Origin of the sequence: Microbacterium album, assembly GCF_014643695.1 — a bacterium.
Lineage (GTDB): Bacteria > Actinomycetota > Actinomycetes > Actinomycetales > Microbacteriaceae > Microbacterium > Microbacterium album.
This window is the reverse complement of record NZ_BMJY01000003.1, coordinates 275,786-298,295: the sequence shown is the minus strand read 5'-3', so window position 1 is coordinate 298,295 and position 22,510 is coordinate 275,786. Positions and strand designations below refer to the sequence as shown.

The following is a 22,510-nucleotide window of genomic DNA, read 5'->3' as shown; positions in this document are numbered from 1 at the left end:
CAAACGGAGGCCGGCATGAGCCAGAACCAGAACTACCTCGCCGTGATCAAGGTCGTCGGCGTCGGCGGCGGTGGCGTCAACGCCGTCAACCGCATGATCGAGCTCGGTCTCCGCGGAGTCGAGTTCATCGCCGTGAACACCGACGCGCAGGCGCTCCTCATGAGCGACGCGGACGTCAAGCTCGACGTGGGCCGCGAGCTCACGCGCGGTCTCGGCGCCGGGGCGGACCCGGAGGTCGGTCGCCGCGCGGCGGAAGACCACGCCGAGGAGATCGAGCAGGCGCTCGCGGGCGCCGACATGGTGTTCGTCACCGCCGGCGAGGGCGGCGGCACCGGGACGGGCGGCGCGCCCGTCGTGGCCCGCATCGCGAAGTCGATTGGCGCGCTCACCATCGGCGTCGTCACCAAGCCGTTCTCGTTCGAGGGTCGGCGCCGCCAGAGCCAGGCCGAGGCGGGTGTCGCGACCCTCAAGGAAGAGGTCGACACGCTCATCGTCGTGCCGAACGACCGTCTGCTCGAGATCAGCGACCGCGGCATCTCTATGGTCGAGGCGTTCGCGACGGCCGACCAGGTGCTCCTCGCCGGTGTCCAGGGCATCACCGACCTGATCACGACCCCGGGTCTGATCAACCTCGACTTCGCCGACGTCAAGTCGGTCATGCAGGGCGCCGGGTCAGCGCTCATGGGCATCGGATCGGCGCGGGGCGCCGACCGGGCGATCAAGGCGGCCGAGCTGGCGGTCGAGTCGCCGCTGCTCGAGGCGTCGATCGAGGGCGCGCATGGCGTGCTGCTGTCGATCCAGGGCGGGTCGAACCTCGGCATCTTCGAGATCAACGACGCCGCGCAGCTGGTCAAGGAGGCGGCGCACCCCGAGGCGAACATCATCTTCGGCACCGTGATCGACGACACGCTCGGCGACGAGGTGCGCGTGACGGTCATCGCGGCCGGCTTCGACGGCGGCGAGCCGCAGACGCGACTGGACGTGCCGGCCATGGCCGGGCGCTCGGCGATGCCGACGCTGCCGGGGGCGGCGCCGGCCGCCTCGTCGGAGGCGCCCCGCGCCGAGGAGGGAGCTCGCGAGACGGTCTCGGTGGCGGCTCAGCCGCCCGTGCTGCCGGACTCGGGGTTCGAGTCGGCCTTCGGAGACGACGATCTCGACATCCCCGACTTCCTCAAGTAGGAGCTCGCGGACGGCATGACAGAGCTCGCCCAACGCCTCGCCGAGGTCGACGCGCGCATCGCCGCGGCGGCGCGGTCGGCGGGACGCGACCCGGCCGAGCTGACGCGGATCGTCGTGACGAAGTTCCATCCCGTCGCCCTCGTGCGCGAGCTGCACGGTCTCGGCGTGAAGGACGTCGGCGAGAACCGCCAGCAGGAGCTCACGGCCAAGCGCGACGAGGCCGCGGGGCTCGCCGGGCTCGTCTGGCACTTCGTCGGCCAGGCGCAGACCAACAAGGCCCGCGCGATCCGCAGGGCCGCCGACGTCGTCCATTCCGTCGACCGCGCGCGCCTCGTCGATGCGCTCGAGTCGGCCGCCGAGCCCGACGACGGGACGCTCGACGTGCTCGTGCAGATCAACCTCACGGACGACCCCGGCCGCGGCGGTGTGCAGCCGTCCGAGCTCGAGCCGCTCGCGGAGCGCGTCGTGTCGGCCGCCACGCTGCGGCTGCGCGGCGTCATGGCCGTGGCGCCGCTCGACGAGCCGCCCGCCGCCGCGTTCGAGCGCCTCGCCGGGTACGCCGCTCAGGTGCGGCGCATCGCGCCGGACGCGGCGTGGATCTCCGCCGGCATGACCGCCGACTTCGCCGAGGCGATCGCCTGCGGCGCGACACACCTGCGGATCGGGACCGCAATCACGGGCCCGCGCGACTCGCGGGCGTAGCCTCGAGACGACAAGAGCAGACAACGGAGGACGCCATGGCGAACCCGCTCAAGAAGACGATGGTCTACCTCGGACTCGCGGACGAGGAAGGATACGATGACGCTCCCGAGCAGCCCCAGCCCCAGCGCGCGCAGCGCGAAGAGCAGCCGCAGGACGAGGCGAAGCCCGCTCCCGTCACACCGCTGCGCCGCCCGACGGTCGTCCGCCAGCCCGCTGCCGCTGCCGTGAACGAGATCGTCACCGTCCACCCGAAGCAGTACCGCGACGCGCAGACGATCGCCGAGCACTTCCGCGAGGGCGTGCCCGTCATCATCAACCTGTCGCAGATGAGCGACGCCGACGCGCGGCGCCTGATCGACTTCGCGAGCGGCCTGTCCCTGGGCCTCTACGGTCGCATCGAGCGCGTCACGAGCAAGGTGTTCCTGCTGTCGCCCGAGAACATCGCGGTCTCCGGAGACGGGGGCATCGCGCACGCGGACCCCGAGGCCGCGCCGTTCGCGCAGTCCTGACCGCCTCCGCTCTCCTCGTCGCCGCTGAGTCGCTGTCGTGACCTTCATCGCGCTGATCGCCACGATCCTCAACCTCCTGCTGCTGCTCTATGTCTTCGTGCTGTTCGCGCGGCTGATCCTCGAGTACATCCCGATCTTCAACCGAGGCTGGCGGCCCCGCGGGCCCATGCTCGTGGTCGCCGAGGTGGTGTACACGCTGACGGATCCCCCCATCCGCTTCTTCCGTCGCTTCATCCCGCCGCTGCGGATGGGCGGGATCGCGATCGACTTCGCGTTCGCGCTCACGATGCTGCTGTGCTTCGTGCTGCTGTCGATCACGCGCGCGTTCACCACCGTCTGAGCCCGACGAAGCGCGCTCCGCGTGCGCGCCGAGGGCGGCGGTTATGCTTGCACAGGTCAGAAGTGCCCGGGCTCCGCCCACGGCCACAGACATCCAATGGAAGAGGAGCCACCCCATGGCATTGACGCCGGATGACGTCGTCACCAAGCAGTTCCAGCACGTCCGGTTCAAGGAGGGTTTCGACCCGGACGAGGTCGACGACTTCCTCGACGAGATCGTCGTCGAGTGGCGCAAGACGATCGAGGAGAACAACGAGCTCAAGGCCAAGAACAGCGAGCTCGAGGCCAAGCTCGCCAAGTACGAGTCCGGTGAGGCCGCTCCCGCTCCCGCTGCCGCCGCTCCTGCTCCGGCTCCCGCTCCGGCTCCCGCTCCGAAGGCGCCGGCAGAGTCGCCGGCCGAGGCACCCGCTGCCGACCAGGGCGTATCGCCGGTCGCCAGCAGCGCCGCGAGCATCATCGAGCGCGCGCAGCGGCTGCACGACGAGCACGTCGCCGAGGGCAAGCAGATGGCGGAGCAGCTCGTCGACGAGGCGAAGGCCGAGGCCGACCGCATCCTCAGCGACGCGCGGGACAAGCAGCGTGAGCTGACCGAGAAGTACGAGCGCGAGCGCACGACCCTCGAGGGCCGCATCACGGAGCTGCGCCAGTTCGAGCGCGACTACCGCGCCCAGATGCGCAGCTACTTCGAGTCGAAGCTGAAGGACCTCGACGCCTCGAGCTCGTCCTCGGGCGACACGCCTGTCTCGGCCATCGGGCTCTGAGCCGGTCTTGACCGACCGCGCCCCTCTGCGGCCGGCGGCGGCCAGCACGATCATCGCCCTCCTCGCGGTGGTGGTGCTGGCCGCCGACCAGTTCACCAAGCACCTGGCGTTGACGACGCTGGAGTGGCACACGCCCGTCCCCGTTCTCGGGGAGGCGCTGCAGTGGTACCTCATCGGAAACTCGGGAGCCGCGTTCTCGATCGGCGAGGGCGTCACGTGGGTCTTCACGATCGCTCTCGCGGTCGTGGCGAGCGTGATCGTGTGGCTCGCCGTCACGCGCGTGCGCTCCCGACTGTGGGCCGTGGTCCTCGGGCTGCTGCTGGGCGGCGTGCTCGGCAACCTGACCGACCGCCTCTTCCGCGAGCCGGGATTCGCGGTCGGACACGTCATCGACTTCATCTCCACGCCGTGGATGATGCCCGCGATCTACAACGTCGCCGACATCTTCATTGTCACGAGCATGATCGTGCTCGCCGCGCTGACGCTGTTCGGCTTCGCGCTGGACGGCACGCGGCAGAGCAAGCGAGACGTCGAGGCGGAGCAGGCCGAGCAGCCGCGGGAGGACTGATGGAGTCGCGTCGCCTTCCCGTGCCGGACGGACTCGACGGGGCGCGCGTCGACGCCGCTCTCGCCAAGATGCTCGGCTTCTCCCGCACGTTCGCCGCCGAGGTGGCCGAGGCGGGGGGAGTGGAACTCGACGGGACCGCGGTGGGCAAGTCCGACCGCGTGCACGCGGGCGGCTGGCTGGACGTGTCGTGGCAGCCGAAGGAGGAGCCGCGCGTCATCCCGGTGGAGGTGCCCGATCTCGGCATCGCCCATCAGGACGACCACATCGTGGTCGTGGACAAGCCCGTGGGCGTCGCGGCGCATCCGTCCCTGGGGTGGGAGGGCCCGACCGTGCTGGGCGCGCTGCTCGCCGCGGGCGTCCGGGTCGCGACGAGCGGAGCGGCGGAGCGGCAGGGCATCGTGCACCGCCTCGACGTCGGCACCAGCGGCCTCATGGTCGTCGCCAAGACGGAGCAGGCGTATACGCACCTCAAGCGGGCCTTCAAGGAGCGCACGGTCGACAAGGTCTACCACGCGGTCGTGCAGGGGCATCCGGACCCCCTCGCCGGCACCATCGACGCGCCGATCGGCCGGCATCCCAGTCACTCGTGGAAGTTCGCGGTGACGCCGGACGGCAAGGACTCCGTCACGCACTACGAGACGATCGAGGCGTTCCCCGGCGCGTCGCTCCTCGAGATCCATCTCGAGACCGGCCGCACCCACCAGATCCGCGTGCACATGGCCGCGCACCGGCATCCGTGCGTGGGCGACCCCCTGTACGGCGCGGATCCGACGCTCTCGGCCCGACTCGGTCTGACGCGCCAGTGGCTGCACGCGCGCGAGCTGTCGTTCGCGCACCCCGCGACGGGCGACTGGTCGACCTTCGTCTCGGAGTACCCGGCCGACCTCGCGCACGCGCTCGCGGTACTCCGCGGGGAGTGACGCGCGCCGGCGTCAACACGCCCCGCCCCGACAATCCGTTCCCGCGCCGACAATCCGTCTCCGCGCCGACAATCCGTTGACCACACGCATTGTCGGCGCGAAGACGGATTCTCGCGATCGCGCGGGTCATGCGACTCGATCTCCGCTGGCGGGCGCGGAGTGTCAAGCCTCTGGCAGCAGGGGCCGGCGCGCGCCGAGGATGTCGGCATGGCGGAGGGCATGTCGACGCGAGAAGCGACGATCGAGCGGTGGACGGCGGGACTGGCCGAGGCGAACGGGGATCCCGGCGGGGGAGCGGCCGCGGGCGTGATGCTCGCCGTCGCCGCGGGGCTGATGTCGATGGTGGCCGGATACAGCGACCTGGACGAGGTTCGCGAGCGGGCGCGCGCTCTGCGCGAGGCCGCTCTCAACGACGCCGACGCGGATGCTGCGGCGTCGGCGGCGTTCGGGGCCGCGTTCCGCCGGGATGACGAGGGCCGCGACGCCGCGATCCGCGCGGCCGCGGCCGACGCGGCGCGGGCGTCGGCCCGGCTGGGCGAGCGCGCCCGCGACGCCGTGCCCGACCTCGAGGTGCTCGCCGGAGAGGGTGACCCGGCGCTGATCGCGGACGTCGCCGTCGCAGCCGCGGCGCTCCGGGCTGCCCTCGCCAGCGCCCGTACGAACGTGAGCTATGACCTGGCAGCCATGCGGTCGGGCGGTCTGGGACTCGACGAGGTGCGTGCGCAGCATCCGGAGCTGTGGGCCACGGTAGCCGGCCTCGACGACGCGATCGCCCGGGTCGACGGTCTCGTGTCTCGCATCGACGATCGGGCGGCGCCCACCGCCTGAGCCGGTGATGCGCGGCGCTCCCGACACCCGGTGGCGCCGGGCCGGCATGTCGGACCCCGTCCGTAGACTCGACGCATGGCCTCCGACTCCTTCGTCCACCTGCACGTGCACAGCGAGTATTCGATGCTCGACGGGGCCGCGAAGATCGGCGCGATGACGCAGGCCGCCGCCGATTACGGCATGCCCGCGATCGCGGTCACGGACCACGGCAACACCTTCGCGGCGTTCGAGTTCTACAACGCCGCGAGGTCGGCCGGGATCAAGCCGATCATCGGGCTCGAGGCGTACGTGACGCCGGGCACGCACCGCAGCGACAAGTCGCGCGTGGCGTGGGGATCGCCGGATCAGAAGAGCGACGACGTGTCCGGTGGCGGTGCGTACACCCACATGACCATGTGGAGCCAGAGCACCGAGGGCATGCACAACCTCTTCCGCCTCAGCTCCCTGTCGAGCATGGAGGGGTACTACTTCAAGCCCCGCATGGACCGGGAGCTGCTGCAGACCTACAGCAAGGGCCTGATCGCGACGACGGGGTGCCCGTCGGGCGAGATCCAGACACGCCTGCGTCTGGGCCAGTACGAGGCCGCCCGCGCCGCGGCGGCGGAGTTCCAGGACATCTTCGGCAAGGAGAACTACTTCGCCGAGATCATGGACCATGGCCTCTCGATCGAGCGGCGGGTCATGACCGATCTGCTGCGGATCGCCAAGGAGCTGGACATCCCGCTCGTCGGCACGAACGACTCGCACTACACGCACCAGCACGAGGCCGACGCGCACGCGGCTCTGCTGTGCGTGCAGTCGGGCTCGACGCTGGACGACCCGAACCGGTTCAAGTTCGACGGCGACGGGTACTACATCAAGACCGCGCAGGAGATGCGCCAGCTGTTCCGCGACCACCCCGAGGCGTGCGACAACACGCTCCTGATCGCGGAGCGGTGCGAGGTCGAGTTCAACACCTCGGCCAGCTACATGCCGCGGTTCCCCGTGCCCGCGGGGGAGACCGAGGAGAGCTGGTTCGTGAAGGAGGTCGAGAAGGGCCTCCACTACCGGTACCCGAACGGCATCCCCGACAGGGTCCGCAAGCAGGCCGAGTACGAGATCGGCATCATCACGCAGATGGGGTTCCCCGGCTACTTCCTCGTCGTCGCGGACTTCATCAACTGGGCGAAGGACAACGGGATCCGTGTGGGTCCGGGCCGCGGATCGGGCGCGGGCTCGATGGTCGCGTACGCGATGCGCATCACCGACCTCGATCCCCTTGAGCACGGCCTCATCTTCGAGCGCTTCCTCAACCCCGACCGCGTCTCGATGCCCGACTTCGACGTCGACTTCGACGACCGTCGCCGCGGCGAGGTCATCGACTACGTCACCGAGAAGTACGGCTCGGAGAGGGTCGCCCAGATCGTGACGTACGGCACGATCAAGTCGAAGCAGGCGCTCAAGGACGCCGGCCGCGTGCTGGGCTTCCCGTTCAGCATGGGCGAGCGCCTGACCAAGGCCATGCCCCCCGCCGTGATGGGCAAGGACATGCCGCTCGACGGCATGTTCGACCCGGAGCACCCGCGGTACAAGGAGGCCAGCGAGTTCCGCGCGCTCATCGAGAGCGACCCCGAGGCCAAGACCGTGTACGACCGTGCGGTCGGGCTCGAAGGGCTCAAGCGCCAGTGGGGCGTGCATGCGGCCGGCGTCATCATGTCGAGCGAGCCGCTGCTGGACATCATCCCGATCATGCGCCGCGAGCAGGACGGCCAGATCGTCACGCAGTTCGACTATCCGGCCTGCGAGGCGCTCGGCCTGATCAAGATGGACTTCCTGGGGCTCCGCAACCTGACGATCATTTCGGATGCGCTCGACAACATCCGGATGAACCGGGGCGAGGAGCTGGACCTCGAGCGCCTCGAGTTGGACGACCGCGGCGCCTACGAGCTGCTCTCCCGGGGTGACACGCTCGGCGTGTTCCAGCTCGACGGCGGGCCGATGCGCTCGCTGCTGCGGCTCATGAAGCCCGACAACTTCGAGGACATCTCGGCCGTCATCGCGCTGTACCGTCCGGGTCCCATGGGGGCGAACTCCCACACGAACTACGCGCTGCGCAAGAACGGCCAGCAGCCGATCACGCCGATCCACCCGGAGCTCGAGGAGCCGCTGCGGGAGATCCTCGACACCACCTACGGCCTGATCATCTACCAGGAGCAGGTCATGGCCATCGCGCAGAGGGTCGCCGGCTTCAGCCTCGGCCAAGCCGACATCCTGCGCCGCGCGATGGGCAAGAAGAAGAAGTCGGAGCTGGACAAGCAGTACGAGGGCTTCTCCGGCGGCATGAAGGAGCGCGGGTTCTCCGAGGGCGCCATCAAGGCGCTGTGGGACATCCTGCTGCCGTTCTCGGACTACGCGTTCAACAAGGCGCACTCGGCCGCGTACGGGCTGGTGTCCTACTGGACCGCGTATCTCAAGGCGCACTATCCCGCCGAGTACATGGCGGCGCTGCTCACGAGCGTCGGCGACTCCAAAGACAAGATGGCTCTCTACCTGAACGAGTGTCGCCGCATGGGCATCAGGGTGCTCCCCCCGGACGTGTCCGAGTCGATCAACTTCTTCACGGCCGTCGGTGAGGACATCCGCTTCGGCCTCGGGGCGGTGCGCAACGTCGGCACGAACGTGGTCGACGGGATCGTCGCCGCGAGGGAGAACGGTCCGTACACCTCGTTCCACGACTTCCTGAACCGGGTCCCGCTGCACGTGGCCAACAAGCGGACGGTCGAGTCCCTCATCAAGGCCGGCGCGTTCGATTCCATGGGGGCAACGCGGCGCGCGCTCATGGAGATCCACGAGAGCGCCGTCGAGGTCGCCGTGACCGACAAGCGCAACGCCGCGGGCGGCGCGATCGGATTCGATTTCGACAGCCTGTGGGACGAGCCGCAGACGGTGCAGAAGGTGCCCGAGCGTCCCGAGTGGACCAAGAAGGACAAGCTGGGCTTCGAACGCGAGATGCTCGGGCTCTACGTCTCCGATCATCCGCTGGCCGGCCTGGAGGTCGCGCTCGCCAAGCATCGCTCGATCACGATCAGCGCTCTGCTCGCGTCGGAGGATCTCAACGACGGCGATCAGGTCACGATCGCGGGTCTCGTGACGAGTGCGCAGCATCGGGTGGCGAAGTCGAGCGGCAACCCGTACGGCATGATCACGGTCGAGGACTTCGAGGGCGAGGTCACCGTGATGTTCATGGGAAAGACCTACACCGAGTTCCAGCCGATCCTGCAGCAGGACGCGATCCTCGTCGTCCGAGGGCGCGTGTCGCGCCGCGACGACGGTATGAACCTGCATGCGCAGTCGGCGTTCGTGCCGGATGTCGGGTCCTTCGACGAGGCGGGGCCCCTCACGCTCGTGCTGCCGGAGCAGCGAGCGACGGAGCGCGTCGTGCAGGACCTCGCCGAAGTGCTGCGGCGTCACAGCGGCGACACGGAGGTGCGTCTGAAGATGCACCGGGGCGGTACGGCGAAGGTCTTCGAGGTTCCGCTGCCGGTGCAGATCAGTGCCGACCTCTTCGGCGACCTGAAGTCCCTGCTGGGGCCGCAGTGCTTGGGCTGAGCACGGGCGGGGCATCAACCCCGCAGCAGGCGTCGTGGCGCGTGACCGGGGGAGAGGTGCCCCCGGCGAGCGGCGTGCGCCGGCAGTAGGATCGAGCGCAGTGGTGCCCGGACCACCGGAGCCCGTCGAGGCGTCGCCGCGACGCCGGAGAGGATCAGCGTGACCGACCACCAGCCCGGACCGCAGGAAACCCCCTCGAACCGGCCCCCCACGGGCCCGCAGCCGGGACCCGGCGGTGAGCCCGCCGGTCCGGTCGCGCACGGCTCGCCGCAGGGAGGGCCGACGTCGCCCGGCGCCGGACGGCTCACGCTCCGCGAGGGGCTCCTGGTCGGAGTGTCGGCCGTGGTCCTCCTGCTGTCCTTCTTCCCGATCACCCCGCGCTTCCCGCAGTCGATCTGGGGCGTCTCGCTCGACTGGGTGCTCGCTGTTGCGCTCCCGGTCGCGGTGGGCGTGCTCATCCTGATCCGCCGGCTTTCGCCCGGTGCGCGCCCCCGGGTCGGCTCGCTGAGCGTCGACCAGTTCGCGTCGGTCGCGTATTCCGTCGCGGCGGTGATGTGGCTCAGCCGGATCGGCTGGGGTTTCCGGGACCTGCTGGTCGGCTACGGCTTCGGCGCCTCGATCTTCGCGTGGTTCCAGTTGGTCGCGGTGCTCGCCGGCGTCTTCCTCACCGTGGCGGCGCCCCATATCCCGGGCCTGCGCGACGACTTCGCGAACCGCACCGAGGTCCCGGCCCACCCCGTCGCCAGGCCGCCGGCCGCGATCGCCGCGCGCCCGAAGCCGCCCCGGCCGGCACAGGCCGGGACGTGGACCCCGGCGCAGCCGCACCCGGGAGCGGGGCCGTACGGGCAGCCTGCCCCGCCGCACTACGGTCCGTCCGCTCCGGCGCCGCAGGGCGCCCCGCCGCCCTACGGGCCGCCCGCTCGGGCGCCGTACGGGGCTCCGCCGGTTCAGGGTCGAACAGCTCCGGGTCAGCCTCCGCAGGGGCCGCCCATGCCACCCTACGGGCGACCGGCCCCCGGTCCCCAGCCGTTCCCGGGACCGCAGCCGTTCCCGGGACAGCAGCCGTTCCCGGGTCCGCAGCCGGGCGGGGCGATCCCGGCGGTGCCCCCGCCCTACGGAGCGCCGCATGGTCAGCAGGCTCCGCATGCTCAGTCGGGCACCCCGGGCGGACCCGTCCCGTACGGCCAGCCGGCCCCGTATGGCCCTCCTGCGCCGCAGGCGCCGTATGGCCAGCCCGCGCCGCCCCGTCAGAACCCGTACGCGACCGGCCCGGCGGCGCCGGCCCCGGCCTCGCCCGCCCAGGACGTCCCGCCGCGGGACCAGGCCCCGCAGGAGCCGGCGGTGCAGGATGATCCCCCGCGGGAGCCGGCGCCGAAGGAGGAGGCACCCGTCTCGACGGGCGGCGAGGCGCCCGTCGCCGCGCCGCGCGCCGCGCCGGTGGCCGAGGCGATCGCCGCGAGTGAGGACGCGCCGGTCGAGGAGGACGCGCCGATCACCGCTCCCGCAGCGCCCGCACCAGTCGCGGCCGAGTCGGAGGTGGGCGCCGACACGACGGTGGAAGCGGACCGCGACCGGCCGGCGACCCTCGAGGAACTGTTCGGCATACCGGCCGAGCACGCCGAGCCGGCCGATCACGCGGAACCGGCCGATCACGCCGAACCGGCTGAGCCGATCGAGCCGGCGGGGGGCGGCGCCGAGGTAGAGGATGCCGGATCGCCCGGACTGGCCCGGACGGCCGGCGACGTCTCCGACGATGCGCACGCGAGCACGACCGCGATCCCCGCGCCCCAGGCATTCTGGGCTCTCGTGCCGCAGGAGCGGGACGTGCTCGACGCGTACGGTCGGCCCCTGTTCCGCATCGGACCGACGGCGTGGGCGCTCGTGATCGAGGACCGCGGCGACACGTACGTGGTGCGTCACGACGACGGGCGCATCGGTTACCTCCACGACACGTCGGGCGTCACGCGGGGCTGACGGCGCACGCCCCCCCCGGGGGCACCGCGCAGGCGTCGTCGGCGCTGCTGACACAATGGGGGGATGCGCACCATCGATCTCCGCGGCCGCACGCTCTCACCCGCGGAACTGCTCGCGATCGTCCCCCGCGCGACCGAGGCGCGGAACGAGGCCCTGCAGGTCGCCGCGCAGCTCGTCTCCGACGTGCGCGAGCAGGGCGAGGCCGCGCTGCGCGACCAGGCCGCGCGCTTCGACGGCGTGACAGGTCACGCGATCCGTGTGCCGGGCGAGCACATCCGCGCGGCCGTCGACGGCCTCGACCCCGAGGTGAGGGCCGCGCTGGAGGAGGCGATCCGGCGGGTGCGCGACGCGTCGGCCGCGCAGGTCCCGTCCGCCCGCGTCACGGAGCTCGGAGCGGGCGCGCGCGTCACACAGCGCTGGCAGCCGGTCACCCGCGTCGGCGTGTACGTGCCGGGGGGCAAGGCCGTCTACCCGTCGAGCGTCGTGATGAACGTCGTTCCCGCGCAGGTCGCGGGGGTGCGCAGCGTCGCGCTGGCCTCGCCTCCGCAGCGGGATCAGGAGGGGCGCGTGCACCCGACGATCCTCGCCGCCGCGGGCCTGCTCGGCGTGGACGAGGTCTACGCGATGGGCGGAGCCGGCGCCATCGGGGCCCTCGCGCACGGGGTGGCCACCGTCGGGCTCGACCCCGTGGATGTGGTCACCGGCCCCGGCAACAACTTCGTCGCGGCGGCCAAGCGCGCCGTGGCCGGAACCGTCGGCACCGACTCCGAGGCGGGTGCGACCGAGATCCTCATCGTCGCGGACGACACGGCCGACGCGCGACTCATCGCCTACGACCTCGTGAGCCAGGCCGAGCACGACGAGCAGGCCTCCGCTGTGCTCGTGACCGACGCCGCCGCACTCGCGGCCGCGGTCGCGGACGAGGTCGAGCGCGTCGCCGCAGCGACCCGCCACCGCGAGCGTGTGTCCGTCGCGCTGAGCGGACCCCAGTCGGCCATCGTGCTGGTGGACGACTCCGAGGCCGCCGTCGCCTTCAGCAACGCCTACGCCCCCGAGCACCTGGAGCTGCACATCGCGGATGCCGCCCGGGAGGCCGCGCGGTACACGAGCGCGGGCGCCGTCTTCGTCGGGTCCCACACGCCCGTGAGTCTGGGCGACTACCTGGCCGGTTCCAACCACGTCCTCCCGACCGGGGGTCAGGCGCGCTACGCCGCCGGCCTCGGTGCCCACACCTTCCTGCGGCCGCAGCAGGTGGTCGAGTACGACCGCGACGCGCTCGCGGACGTGCGGGAGGGGATCGTCGCGCTCGCGCAGGCGGAGGCGCTGCCCGCCCACGGCGAGGCGGTCACGGCGCGCTTCGAGCGTTCGGGGGAGTCGGCCGGGCAGGGAGCTCCCGGCGCCGGCGCGTAGGCTGTCGGACTATGCACTGCCCGTTCTGCCGTCACGGCGACTCTCGCGTCATCGACTCCCGGACGAGCGACGACGGCCTGTCCATCCGGCGGCGCCGGCAGTGCCCGGAGTGCGGCGGACGGTTCTCGACCATCGAGACCGCGAGTCTCAACGTCATCAAGCGGTCGGGCGCCGTGGAGCCGTTCAGCCGCGAGAAGGTGATCGCCGGCGCGCGCAAGGCGTGCCAGGGGCGGCCCGTGACGGACGCCGATCTGGCGATCCTCGCCCAGCGCGTCGAGGAGGCCGTGCGGCAGACCGGACTCAGCCAGATCGACGCCAACGAGATCGGACTGGCGATCCTCGGCCCGTTGCGGGAGCTCGACGAGGTCGCGTATCTGCGCTTCGCGAGCGTGTACCGGGCGTTCGACTCGCTCGAGGACTTCGAGGCGGCGATCGCCGAGCTTCGCGCCGACCACGCGCGTCTCGCGGGCGAGGGCGCCGCGACGGGTGACGCGCCGGCGGAACGATAGCCTGACGGGGATGTATCCGCTCCTGTTCCGCCTGGTCCTCTCGCGCGTCGACCCCGAGTCCGCGCACCACCTCGGCATGGCGGTCATCCGCCTCGCGGGCATGCGCCCCGTCGCGGCCGTGCTGCGACGCGCCACCGCACCGCGCACCGATCTCGCCGTGACGGCGCTGGGGCACACGTTCCCGTCCCCGTTCGGCGTCGCGGCGGGCTTCGACAAGGACGCGGTCGGCGTGCGGGGCCTCGAGGCACTCGGCTTCGGGCACATCGAGGTCGGCACGGTCACCGCGATCCCGCAGGAGGGCAATCCGCGGCCGCGCCTGTTCCGGCTGATCGCCGACCGCGCGGTCATCAACCGCATGGGGTTCAACAACCGCGGTGCCGAGGCTGCCGCACGCCGACTCGCCCGCCTGCGCCGCTCCCGCGACCCGCGACGGCCCGGCGCCGTCATCGGCGCGAACATCGGGAAGAGCCGCGTGGTCGACGTCTCCGATGCCACGGCGGACTACGTCCGCAGCGCGCGCATGCTCGCGCCGCTCGCCGACTATCTGGCGGTGAACGTCTCCTCGCCCAACACGCCGGGGCTCCGGGGCCTGCAGGCCGTGGAGACCCTCGCGCCGCTGCTGCGCGCGGTGCGCGAGGCGGCGGGGGACACGCCGCTGCTGGTGAAGATCGCGCCCGATCTCGCGGACGACGAGATCGAGGGCATCGCGCGGCTGGCGGTCGAGCTCGGGCTGGCGGGTCTCATCGCCACCAACACGACGATCTCTCGAGACGGGCTGCGCACCGCCGCCGACGTGGTCGCGGCCGCGGGTGCCGGGGGCCTGTCGGGAGCGCCGCTCACGCAGCGCTCGATGGAGGTGCTGCGCACCGTCCGGGCCGCGGTGCCCGACGACTTCTGCGTCATCTCGGTTGGCGGAGTGGAGACCGCCGAGGACGTGCAGGAGCGCCTCGACGCCGGCGCCACCCTCGTGCAGGGCTACACGGCCTTCCTCTACCGTGGCCCGTTCTGGGCCCGCCGGATCAACCGAGACCTGGCGCGCCTCCGCGGCGCATAGCCGGCTCCCCGACGGGGATTGCACTCGGCTTCGACTCGCTCGCTCCGCTCGCTCGCTCAACCCGTTTCGACTTCGGCCGCTCCGCGACCTCCGCTCAACGAGCGGAGTGAAACACCACCTCAACCCGGTGCGAGCGCGAAGCGCGAGCGTGCGGGCGCGAGTGCGCCCGCCAACCAGGCGCGCAGCGCCGGCGCGCGGAGCAAAGCGAAGCGCCTCCCTCGCGGAGCGGCCCCTCGGGGCCCGACGCGTGGGAGAAAAACGAACAGAGCGCTCGCCCCGGGTTGAAGCCGCGCGGGGGTTGTGCCCGGTCGTTGAGCGGAGCGCGAAGCGCGGAGTCGAAACGGGCTGAGCGAGCGTAGCGAGTCGAAGCCGGGGTCTACAGCGCCGGGTACTGGCCGCGCTTGACCTGGGGCTTGGGGAGGCGCATGAAGCGCATCTGCACCGAGCGCATGGCGGCGTACCAGCCGAGGCCCTTCTCGCGCTTGTCGAGACCGAACTTCGCGGCCGCCTTCTTCTTGACGTTGCGCGACAGGATGATCATGTCGCCGACGACGAAGAAGATGAAGACCCACAGCGCCACGAACGAGTAGTACTGGAAGAAGTGGACGGGGATGAACGTGGCGATGATCACGAGCAGCATCGCGGGCATCAGGAACTCGCCCAGGTGCCATCCGGCGTCGGTGTAGTCGCGCGCGAAGCGGCGCTGCGGGCCCTTGTCGCGCGGGGGCAGGTAGCGCTCCTCGCCGTTGGCCATGCCGCGCCGGGCGCGGTCCTGTCGCTCGCGCAGCTCTGCGCGGGCGCGTGCCTTGGCTTCCTTGGTGTCGGCGACCAGGGGACGCCTGCGTGCCGCCTCGCGCTCCGCGCGGGTCGGCGTCGGGCGGCCCTTCCCAGAGGTGCGGACCTCGCCGGTGACCTCGCCGTTCAGCGCGTTGCCGTCGGGCGGGGTGGGGGTCTTTCTCACGGTCATGCACCTCGAATCGGCGAACGGTTATCCCCATAAGATTACCCGCATGACTTCGGAGCCTTCTGTGGACGACCGGTTGCTCGAGGCAGCGGAGGGCGGAATCCCCGCGGCGCTCGCGGACCTCGGCCGCCTCGTGCGGATCCCCGGCATCGCCTGGCCTGCGTTCGACCAGGAGCAGCTCCGCCTCAGCGCGCGCGCGATCGCGGACCTCGCGTCCGGGGCCGGAGTGTTCGACGAGGTGCGCGTGCTCACGGCCGAGATCCCGGGATCCGGCGAGCAGGGGCAGCCGGCGGTGCTCGCGACCCGACGCGCGCGGCGCGGCCGGCCCACCGTCATGCTCTACGCGCACCACGATGTGCAGCCTCCGGGCGACGAGTCCCTGTGGGACACGCCGCCGTTCGAGCCGACCGTCCGAGACGGACGGCTGTACGGTCGCGGCGCCGCCGACGACAAAGCGGGGGTCATGGCGCACATCGCGTCCTTGCGGGCGCTGCGCGAGGTGCACGGCGACGACCTGGACCTCGGCCTGGTGCTGTTCGTCGAGGGGGAGGAGGAGTACGGCTCCCGTTCGTTCGGCCGGTTCCTCGCCGACAATGCCGACGCCATGCGCAGCGATGTGATCGTCGTGGCCGACTCGGGTAACTGGGACAGCGACACGCCGGCCGTGACGGTGTCGCTGCGGGGGAACGCGAAGTTCCACCTGACCGTGCGGACGCTCGATCACGCGTCGCACTCGGGCATGTTCGGCGGGGCCGTTCCCGACGCGATGCTCGCGACGATCAAGCTCCTGTCCACGCTGTGGGACTCCTCGGGCGCCGTGGCCGTGCCGGGTCTGGCGGTGCGTGACGCCGACACGCCCGAGTACTCCGAGGAGAAGCTGAGGGACGAGACGGGTCTGCTCGAGGGAGTCCAGCCGATCGGCGAGGGCAGCATCCTCTCGCGCATCTGGAACAGGCCCGCGATCACCGTCACGGGCATCGATTTCACGAGCGTCGCCGCCGCGTCCAACACGCTTTCGCCCGAGGTGACGGTCGTCGTGAGCGCGCGTGTGGCCCCCGGGCAGGACGCACGAGAGGCCTATGCGGCGATCGAGGCGCACCTGCGCGCCCACGCCCCGTTCGGCGCGCAGCTGACCTTCAGCGACGTCGACTGCGGCGACGGCTTCCTCGTCGACACGAGCGGATGGGCCGTCGCCGAGGCGCGCGAGGCGATGCGCGACGGTTACCGCAGGGATCCCGTCGACCTCGGCGTGGGCGGCTCCATCCCGTTCATCGCCGACCTCGTGCGGCAATTCCCCGGATCGCAGATCCTCGTCACGGGCGTCGCGGATCCGCACTCCCGCGCGCACAGCCCCAACGAGTCGCTGCACCTGGACACGTTCCGCAACGCCGTGCGGGCGGAGACGCTGCTGCTCGCACGGCTGAACGGCCGGACGGTCTGATCCTCGACCGCCGGATCCGCCGCCCCGGTGCGCTCCCCGGCCGGTAGAATCGTGGCATTCGCCGCATCGTCCCGTTCGCGGGGCGGCCGCACCCCGTAAGGAGCGTCATGACCGACACGACAGTCGCCACCGAGAACTCGGTGGCCGCCGACACCGCCACGCGCGAGCACGGCGTGAGCCTGACGGATGCCGCCGCGGGCAAGGTCAAGAGCCTGCTCGAGCAGGAGGGTCGCGACGACCTGCGCCTGCGCGTCGCCGTGCAGCCGGGCGGCTGCTCGGGCCTGATCTACCAGCTCTACTTCGACGAGCGCTACCTCGAGGGCGACGAGACCGTCGACTTCGACGGTGTCGAGGTCATCGTCGACAACATGTCGATCCCGTACCTCGACGGCGCCACGATCGATTTCAAGGACACGATCTCGGAGCAGGGGTTCACGATCGACAACCCCAACGCCTCGGGCAGCTGCGCCTGCGGCGACAGCTTCCACTGAGCGGTCCGACGAGGAGCCCCGCGCCGACGGTGCGGGGCTCCTCGTCGTGCCCGCGGGGAAGGGCGCGTGGACGTCCGCGCGAGGCCGCTGAGGCGGCGCGCGCTGGGTGCATGGCCTGAAAGGGGTGAGAGGTTGCCCTAGACTGGCATACGCCCCATCCACGTTCGAAAGGTGAATTCGTGCCCTCGAAACGCCGTCTCCGCTGGGCAGCGATTCCGGTCGCCGCAGCCGCAGCCGTGGCCCTCGCCGGATGTACTCCTCGTGAGCTGCACGGTTATCTTCCCGGTTTCCAGGAGGACGGCGTCCCCACCACGGACCAGGTCGAGACCATCGCGGCGCTGTGGACCAGCTCCTGGATCGTCCTGCTCGCCGTCGGCGCGATCACGTGGGGCCTCATGCTGTGGGCGATGGTCGCCTACCGCCGCCGGAAGGGCCAGACCGGCCTGCCCGTGCAGCTGCGGTACAACATGCCCATCGAGATCTTCTTCACGACGGTGCCGCTGATCCTGGTCATCGGCCTGTTCGCCTTCACGGCGCGCGATCAGGAGATCATCGAGACGCAGTGGGAGGACCCCGACGTCGAGATCGTCGCGATCGCCAAGCAGTGGGCGTGGGACTTCCAGTACAACGGCGAGCAGGAGGACAACTCCGACGCCGTGTGGACCATGGGCATCCAGGCGCAGCCGGACGCTGACGGCAACATCGACGAGTCGCAGCTGCCGACGCTGGTGCTCCCCGTCGACCAGCGGGTGACGATCCACCTCGAGTCGCGCGACGTGATCCACTCGTTCTGGATCCTCGACTTCCTGTACAAGAAGGACATGTACATCGGCCGCGACAACTCGTGGTCGTTCACCCCGACCCGCGAGGGGACCTACGCCGGCAAGTGCGCCGAGCTCTGCGGCGAGTATCACTCGATGATGCTCTTCAACGTGGAGGTCGTCAGCCAGGCCGAGTACGAGCGTTACCTCACCGAGCTCGAGGCGCGCGGCAACACCGGCGACATCAACAAGGCGTACCACCGCCTCGCGAACGCTCCCGGCAACACGAGCGGCGGGCCCGACACCTCTGAGATCGAAGGAGAAGGGCACTGACCATGGCGACGACCCTTCAGGAGCACCGTCCCACTCTTCCGGCCCGCCAGGCCGCTCTGCTCAGCGCGTCGCGCACCGAGCAGAAGGGCAACATCGTGGTCAAGTGGATCACCTCCACCGACCACAAGACGGTCGGGTACCTGTACCTGATCGCCTCGCTGATGTTCTTCGCGCTCGGCGGCGTCATGGCGCTGATCATCCGCGCCGAGCTGTTCGCTCCCGGCATGCAGGTCCTGCCGACCAAGGAGCAGTACAACCAGCTGTTCACGATGCACGGCACGATCATGCTGCTGATGTTCGCGACGCCGCTGTTCGCGGGCTTCGCGAACGCGCTCCTGCCGCTGCAGATCGGCGCCCCTGACGTCGCGTTTCCCCGCCTGAACGCGTTCGCCTTCTGGCTGTTCCTGTTCGGCTCGACGATCGCCGTCGCGGGCTTCCTGACCCCGTCGGGCGCCGCCTCGTTCGGCTGGTTCGCGTATCAGCCACTCGCCAATGCCACGTTCTCACCGGGCATCGGCGGCAATCTCTGGATGCTCGGCCTCGGTCTGTCCGGTTTCGGCACGATCCTCGGCGCGGTGAACTTCATCACCACGATCATCACGATGCGCGCCCCGGGCATGACGATGTGGCGCATGCCGATCTTCACGTGGAACACGCTCATCACGAGCCTCCTGATCCTCGTGGCGTTCCCCGTGCTCGCCGCCGCGATCTTCGCCGCGGCCGCCGACCGCGTGCTCGGCGCGGACATCTACAACCCGGCCGCCGGCGGCGTGCTGCTGTGGCAGCACCTGTTCTGGTTCTTCGGGCACCCCGAGGTGTACATCATTGCGCTGCCGTTCTTCGGCATCGTGTCCGAGATCTTCCCGGTGTTCAGCCGCAAGCCGATCTTCGGGTACAAGACGCTCGTGTACGCGACCATCGCGATCGCCGCCCTGTCGGTGGCGGTGTGGGCGCACCACATGTACGTCACGGGCGCCGTGCTGCTGCCGTTCTTCGCGCTCATGACGATGCTCATCGCGGTGCCGACCGGCGTGAAGATCTTCAACTGGATCGGCACGATGTGGCGCGGATCGATCACCTACGAGACGCCGATGATCTTCTCGCTCGGCTTCCTCATCTCGTTCGTGTTCGGCGGGCTCACCGGCATCATCCTGTCGTCGCCTCCGCTCGACTTCCACCTGTCCGACTCGTACTTCGTCGTGGCGCACTTCCACTACGTCGTGTTCGGAACCGTCGTGTTCGCGATGTTCGCGGGCTTCTACTTCTGGTGGCCGAAGTGGACGGGCCGCATGCTCAACGAGCGCCTCGGCTACGTGCACTTCTGGATGCTGTTCATCGGCTTCCACATGACGTTCCTCATCCAGCACTGGCTGGGCGTCGACGGCATGGTCCGCCGCTACGCGGACTACTCGGAGGCGGACGGCTGGACCTGGGAGAACCAGCTCTCGACCGTCGGGGCGATGATCCTCGGCGCATCGATGCTGCCGTTCCTCCTGAACGTGTGGATCACGGCGCGCCACGCGCCCAAGATCGCGGTCAACGACCCGTGGGGCTACGGCGGCTCGCTCGAGTGGGCGACCTCCTGCCCGCCGCCGCGCCACAACTTCACGTCGATCCCGCGCATCCGCAGTGAGCGCCCGGCGTTCGACCTGAACCACCCCGAGGCCGGCATCCCGGTGGGTGTGGGCCCGGCGAAGGACGCGCCTGACGCACCGGTCATCGACGCGGCGGACGGAGAGGTCAAGTAATGCGCTCGCACATCGGCATCTGGTGGCTGCTGGCGGTCTTCTTCGCCGTCCTGACGGTCGGCTACACCGTCTGGAACCTCATCTCGCACGGCGAGGTCGAGTGGGTCGGCACGATGGCGCTGCTCTTCTCGATCTTCATGGCGGCGATGGTCGCGTTCTACGTGCAGCTCGTGTACCGCGCTCAGAAGGGTGTGGAGCTGCCCGAGGACCGTGACGACGCCGACATCGACGACGGGGACTCCGAGATGGGCGAGTTCAGCCCCTGGTCGTGGTGGCCGATCGTGCTCGCCGGAAGCGCCGCGGTCGCGATCGTGGCCATCGCCGTGGGCGCGACGTTCCTCCTGCCGATCGGCATCGGCGTCCTGGTCATCGCGATCGTGGGCTGGGTGTACGAGTACTACCGCGGTTACTTCGCGCGCTGACATCGCGCTCTGACGGCCCCGGCTGGACCTCTCGGTCCACCGGGGCCGTCGTGCGTCTCGCCGGGGTCGTCGTGTCCTACGTCCCGGCGGCGATGCGCAGCGCGGAGACGAGGTCGCGGTACAGGCTGTCTTGTTCCAGGAGCTCGGCGTGCGTACCGCTCGCGCGCACCTCGCCAGCCTCCATGACCACGATGTGGTCGGCATCGATCACCGTGGAGAGCCGATGAGCGATCGTGACGACCACCGCCCGCTCCGCGATGTCGGCGATCGCCTCCTGGATGGCCGCCTCGGTGACCCCGTCGACCTGCGCGGTCGCCTCGTCCAGGAGGAGGATCTCGGGTCGCGCGAGGAGCGCCCGGGCGACGGCGATGCGCTGACGCTGCCCTCCCGACACGTTCGTATCGGTCAGCCGGGTGTCCAGCCCGTCGGGGAGCTCGGCGATCTTCTCGGCCAGCTGCACGCGTTCGAGCACCGCTTCGATCTCGTCCTCTCGGGCGTCCGGATTGGAGAACAGCAGGTTCTCTCGGATGGTCCCCGGCACGACCGGCGTCTCCTGCTCGACGTACGCGAAGGCGGAACGCGTGGCGGCGGGGGAGAGCTCGCCATAGGGCACACCTCGCAGACGCAACTCGCCCGACTCAGGTTCGAGGAAGCGCAGCATCAGCGACAGTGCCGTCGTCTTGCCCGCCCCGGAGGGGCCCACCAGAGCCACATGGCCGCGACGTGGGATGCTCAGGCTGACCTCGCGCAGGGCGGCTTTCGCATCCGGTGCGTAGCGGGCGGTCACAGAGCGCAACTCCACGGCAGGTGCCTCGTTGGCATCCCGGTCACGCGGTGGCGCGCTGGCCGGTCGTGCGAGGTGCTGCTCGGCCAGGCGCACCCGCGCGTCGTCCCGTCCGCCGGCCACGCGAATGTCCGCGCCGCCGGACTCGACCTCCAGCTGCTCGATCTGCGCGATGCGCCCGGCTGCCGCCATCCCGGACTGCAGAGCGGTGAGGTTCTGCGTGAGCTCCATGAGGGGCCCCGTCAGCCCCCACACGTACAGGAGGAAGGCGACCAACGCGGAGACCGTCATCTCGCCGGTCGAGATCCGGTAGGCGCCGATCGCGAGCACCATGATGACCGCACCGTCGAGGCCGATGCCCGCGATGGTCCAGGCCCCGGCCTGGATGCGCACCGACCGAAGACTGAAACGGCGGGATTCTGCGACGTGCTCCATCAGTGAGCCGAAGCGGCGCGCCTCGGCCGACGAGGACTTCACCGTCTTGATCGCGCGGACGGTGCCTTCCAGCTCGGAACCGAGGTCGCTGAGCGCCGCTTGCGCCTTCTCCTCGACCTGGGAGATGCGCGGCATGAGCACCGCGAAGAGCGCGAAGACCACGACCACGGCAGCGAGCGTCGCGCCCAGGAGCAGCAGATCGAGCTGAGCCATGAGCACCAGGGAACCGACGATCATGACCACACCGTTGATGAGCCCGATGAGCGAGGACGAAGCGGCCTGATTGAGCAGCACCGTGTCGGACGTGACGCGGGTGACGAGCTCGCCAGGCCCCCGCGACAGCAGAGCGAAGACGCGCGCGCCCAGATAGCGCAGCATCATCCGCTTGCGGGCGTCGTAGACGATGTCCTCGGCAAGCCGGCCGAGCATGACCCATTGGAACCATCCGACGACCGCGCCCAGGACGAGCAGCCCGACGAGCACCAGCACGGGGTCCCGCAACGAGCCACCGAGGGCGAGGGTGTCCAGCACCCACTTGGTGACCATCGGGCTGGCGAGACCCATCGCGGAGACGGCGAGGGAGAGCGTCAGCGCGAGGGCGAGGACGTGAAGGTAGGGACGCGCGAAGGACCACAGCAGCGCGAGCCTTTCGGCGGTGGAGGCGGGGGAGGCGGGGGAGCCGGTGGAGGCGGCGGAGGCGGGGGAGCTGGAGTCCGCGGACTCAGCTCCACCCGAGGTCGCAGCCGCGCCGTAGCGTGAATCTCTCATGACGCCTAGTGAAACACCAGTG

Annotated in this window: 20 protein-coding genes; 18 read left to right on the top strand and 2 right to left on the bottom strand. The window is 70.5% G+C overall.

Going from position 1 to position 22,510, the window contains the following annotated elements:
• Positions 1 to 15 precede the first annotated feature (15 nt).
• The 13 genes from ftsZ (at position 16) to IEX37_RS06130 (ending at position 14,341) form a co-directional block, all read left to right on the top strand.
• On the top strand, positions 16 to 1,179 hold the full coding sequence (ftsZ, locus tag IEX37_RS06190) for a cell division protein FtsZ (protein WP_188755363.1): 1,164 nt from the start codon (positions 16 to 18) through the stop codon (positions 1,177 to 1,179).
• Positions 1,180 to 1,194: 15 nt separating this feature from the next.
• A complete protein-coding gene (locus IEX37_RS06185) occupies positions 1,195 to 1,881 on the top strand; it encodes a YggS family pyridoxal phosphate-dependent enzyme (RefSeq protein ID WP_188755362.1) in 687 nt (228 codons plus the stop codon).
• Positions 1,882 to 1,916: 35 nt separating this feature from the next.
• Complete coding sequence (locus IEX37_RS06180; RefSeq protein WP_188755361.1) at positions 1,917 to 2,390, top strand: cell division protein SepF; 474 nt, start codon at positions 1,917 to 1,919, stop codon at positions 2,388 to 2,390.
• A gap of 37 nt (positions 2,391 to 2,427) precedes the next feature.
• Positions 2,428 to 2,730, top strand: a complete 303-nt coding sequence (locus tag IEX37_RS06175; RefSeq protein ID WP_188755360.1) for a YggT family protein — start codon at positions 2,428 to 2,430, stop codon at positions 2,728 to 2,730.
• Positions 2,731 to 2,845: 115 nt separating this feature from the next.
• Positions 2,846 to 3,490, top strand: a complete 645-nt coding sequence (locus tag IEX37_RS06170) for a DivIVA domain-containing protein (RefSeq protein ID WP_188755359.1) — start codon at positions 2,846 to 2,848, stop codon at positions 3,488 to 3,490.
• 7 nt (positions 3,491 to 3,497) lie between these two features.
• Positions 3,498 to 4,058, top strand: coding sequence for a signal peptidase II (gene lspA, locus IEX37_RS06165; protein WP_188755358.1), 561 nt, complete (start codon positions 3,498 to 3,500; stop codon positions 4,056 to 4,058).
• The gene (locus tag IEX37_RS06160; RefSeq protein WP_188755357.1) at positions 4,058 to 4,978 is read left to right on the top strand and encodes an RluA family pseudouridine synthase; all 921 of its coding nucleotides are present in this window, start codon (positions 4,058 to 4,060) and stop codon (positions 4,976 to 4,978) included. Before lspA ends, IEX37_RS06160 begins: the two co-directional genes overlap by 1 nt.
• A 207-nt stretch (positions 4,979 to 5,185) precedes the next feature.
• The gene (locus tag IEX37_RS06155; protein ID WP_229663106.1) at positions 5,186 to 5,806 is read left to right on the top strand and encodes a cyclodeaminase/cyclohydrolase family protein; all 621 of its coding nucleotides are present in this window, start codon (positions 5,186 to 5,188) and stop codon (positions 5,804 to 5,806) included.
• 75 nt (positions 5,807 to 5,881) lie between these two features.
• On the top strand, positions 5,882 to 9,394 hold the full coding sequence (gene dnaE / locus IEX37_RS06150) for a DNA polymerase III subunit alpha (RefSeq protein WP_188755356.1): 3,513 nt from the start codon (positions 5,882 to 5,884) through the stop codon (positions 9,392 to 9,394).
• 159 nt (positions 9,395 to 9,553) lie between these two features.
• Complete coding sequence (locus IEX37_RS15940) at positions 9,554 to 11,368, top strand: hypothetical protein (protein ID WP_229663105.1); 1,815 nt, start codon at positions 9,554 to 9,556, stop codon at positions 11,366 to 11,368.
• A 63-nt stretch (positions 11,369 to 11,431) separates the two neighbouring features.
• Positions 11,432 to 12,778 (top strand): histidinol dehydrogenase, encoded by a 1,347-nt coding sequence (gene hisD / locus IEX37_RS06140; RefSeq protein WP_188755355.1) that lies wholly within the window; start codon positions 11,432 to 11,434, stop codon positions 12,776 to 12,778.
• Between the two features lie 11 nt (positions 12,779 to 12,789).
• Positions 12,790 to 13,287, top strand: a complete 498-nt coding sequence (gene nrdR, locus IEX37_RS06135) for a transcriptional regulator NrdR (protein ID WP_188755354.1) — start codon at positions 12,790 to 12,792, stop codon at positions 13,285 to 13,287.
• A gap of 10 nt (positions 13,288 to 13,297) precedes the next feature.
• The gene (locus IEX37_RS06130; RefSeq protein ID WP_188755353.1) at positions 13,298 to 14,341 is read left to right on the top strand and encodes a quinone-dependent dihydroorotate dehydrogenase; all 1,044 of its coding nucleotides are present in this window, start codon (positions 13,298 to 13,300) and stop codon (positions 14,339 to 14,341) included.
• A gap of 376 nt (positions 14,342 to 14,717) precedes the next feature.
• On the opposite strand, the gene IEX37_RS06125 is transcribed toward IEX37_RS06130, so the two are convergent.
• Positions 14,718 to 15,308 carry a DUF3043 domain-containing protein gene (locus tag IEX37_RS06125; protein WP_188755352.1) on the bottom strand — a complete coding sequence of 197 codons (591 nt, stop codon included), beginning with the start codon at positions 15,306 to 15,308 and terminating at the stop codon, positions 14,718 to 14,720.
• 43 nt (positions 15,309 to 15,351) lie between these two features.
• Between IEX37_RS06125 and IEX37_RS06120 the strand changes: the two genes are divergently transcribed.
• From IEX37_RS06120 to ctaF, 5 genes are all read left to right on the top strand, one after another.
• The gene (locus tag IEX37_RS06120; RefSeq protein ID WP_188755351.1) at positions 15,352 to 16,746 is read left to right on the top strand and encodes a dipeptidase; all 1,395 of its coding nucleotides are present in this window, start codon (positions 15,352 to 15,354) and stop codon (positions 16,744 to 16,746) included.
• A gap of 107 nt (positions 16,747 to 16,853) precedes the next feature.
• Positions 16,854 to 17,237, top strand: coding sequence for an iron-sulfur cluster insertion protein ErpA (erpA, locus tag IEX37_RS06115; protein WP_188755350.1), 384 nt, complete (start codon positions 16,854 to 16,856; stop codon positions 17,235 to 17,237).
• A 179-nt stretch (positions 17,238 to 17,416) separates the two neighbouring features.
• Positions 17,417 to 18,331: an aa3-type cytochrome oxidase subunit II gene (gene ctaC / locus IEX37_RS06110; RefSeq protein ID WP_188755349.1), complete on the top strand. Its 915-nt coding sequence runs from the start codon at positions 17,417 to 17,419 to the stop codon at positions 18,329 to 18,331.
• Positions 18,332 to 18,333: 2 nt separating this feature from the next.
• A complete protein-coding gene (ctaD, locus tag IEX37_RS06105; protein ID WP_188755348.1) occupies positions 18,334 to 20,079 on the top strand; it encodes an aa3-type cytochrome oxidase subunit I in 1,746 nt (581 codons plus the stop codon).
• Positions 20,079 to 20,501, top strand: a complete 423-nt coding sequence (ctaF, locus tag IEX37_RS06100; RefSeq protein ID WP_188755347.1) for an aa3-type cytochrome oxidase subunit IV — start codon at positions 20,079 to 20,081, stop codon at positions 20,499 to 20,501. Before ctaD ends, ctaF begins: the two co-directional genes overlap by 1 nt.
• A 76-nt stretch (positions 20,502 to 20,577) precedes the next feature.
• Here the strand turns inward: ctaF and IEX37_RS06095 are convergent, their stop codons facing one another.
• Positions 20,578 to 22,488, bottom strand: coding sequence for an ABC transporter ATP-binding protein (locus IEX37_RS06095; protein ID WP_229663104.1), 1,911 nt, complete (start codon positions 22,486 to 22,488; stop codon positions 20,578 to 20,580).
• Positions 22,489 to 22,510: the final 22 nt, after the last annotated feature.